General features: G+C 61.0%; 1 protein-coding gene and 1 pseudogene. Both read right to left on the bottom strand.

All coding sequences use genetic code 11. From position 1 onward, the window contains the following. Positions 1–215, bottom strand: a pseudogene (locus EO174_RS00080) (copper resistance protein B); the annotation flags it as partial. A gap of 83 nt (positions 216–298) precedes the next feature. Beyond that, positions 299–1,644, bottom strand: a 1,346-nt coding sequence (locus EO174_RS00075; RefSeq protein WP_126941541.1) for a copper resistance system multicopper oxidase, incomplete at its 5' end; no start/stop codon positions are given.

The raw sequence follows: 1,644 nt of genomic DNA, 5'->3' as shown, positions 1-1,644 counted from the left end.
TGCGAATGGTCCATGCCCTGCATGGCAGGCTCGGCTGCTTCAGCCGGCGGCGCGGCGTGGCCCATCGCCGCATGATCGATCGTCGCTTCGCTCGTCTTGGCCGGTGTTGCAGGCTTTTGGGCTGGCGCAGGTTTTGATGTCGGCGCCTGATGTGCAGAGTGATCCTGAGTCTGGGTCTGCGCGCCCTGCTCCATCGGCATGGAGCCGTCCTGCATGGATCGGGCGCTGGCCCCATTGGCCAGGGCCAGCGAGATAGCCAGCGTCAGCGCAGTCAGGGTGGTATCGCGTCTATTGATGTTCATTCGTCGACCCTCACCGTGCGCATCATTCCGGCTTCCATGTGATAAAGCAGGTGGCAATGGAACGCCCAGCTGCCCAACGCATCGGCACGCACGCGATACGTGCGTCGGCTACCTGGCGGCATATCCACCGTGTGCTTGCGCACCATGAAGTTGCCGTTGTCGTCCTCCACGTCACTCCACATGCCGTGCAAATGGATGGGATGGGTCATCATCGTGTCGTTAACCAATACGATGCGCATACGCTCGCCGTAGTTCAGCCGCAGCGGCTCGACATCGGAAAACTTCTGACCGTTGAAGCCCCAGGAGAATTTCTCCATGTGTCCGGTCAGATGCAGCTCGATCTCGCGACCGGGGTCGCGTCCGTCAGGGTCTTCAAAGGTGCTCTTGAGCATGGAATACGTCAGCACATGACGGCCGTTATCGCGCAGGCCATTGCCCGGATCATCCAAGCGCGAACTCACGCTCATGGCTTGGTTGTCCAACAGGGGATTGTTGGTCTCGCTAGCAGGGTGTGATTGCATGCCCCCGTGCTGCATGCCTGCCATGGCACCATCGCCGGCGGCGGGCATCGCATGGCCTGCATGGGCCGAGGTCGCGTTACCGCTGACAGGTGGGGTCATGCCAGGCATGCCCATGGCCGCACCACAGCCGCCTTCCATGCCCTTGCTGCCGCCAGACATATCCATCGACCCATGATCCATGCCCATGTCTGCCATCGTCAGCAGCGGCCGGGGATCCACAGACGGAACGGGCGCGCGTAATCCTTCGCGCACAGCGAGCGTGCCGCTGATGTAGCCGGTGCGACCGGAGTCTTGGGCAAAGATGGTGAATGCGTCCTGCCCGGAGGGCTCCACGATCACATCGAAGGTTTCTGCTACCGCGATGCGGAACTCGTCGACGGAAACCGGATGGACATACAAGCCATCTGCCGCCACCACGGTCATCTTCAGCCCCGGAATACGCACATCGAAGTACGTCATGGCAGAGCCATTGATGAAACGCAGGCGCACCTTCTCGCCACTGCGGAACAAACCGGTCCAGTTGCCCAGTGAGGTCGTGCCGTTCATCAGGTAGGTGTAGGTGTTGGCGTTGACATCGGACAGATCCGTGGGCGTCATCCGCATCACGCCCCACATCTTGCGATCTTCCAACGTGGCCGACAGGCCGTTGCGCTTCACATCGCGCGCAAAATCGCCGACCGTGCGCTTGTAGTAATTGTCATGGCCCGGCATCTTCTTCAAACGATCGAACAGGGCCGTCGGGTCCAGGTCTGTCCAATCGCTCAGCATCACGACGTAGTCGCGATCGAAGCTGAAGGGCTCCGGCTCCAATGGGTCGATGA

The organism is Xanthomonas sp. BRIP62418, assembly GCF_003993495.1.
Lineage (GTDB): Bacteria > Pseudomonadota > Gammaproteobacteria > Xanthomonadales > Xanthomonadaceae > Xanthomonas > Xanthomonas euroxanthea.
This window is presented reverse-complemented; position numbering and strand designations above follow the sequence as displayed.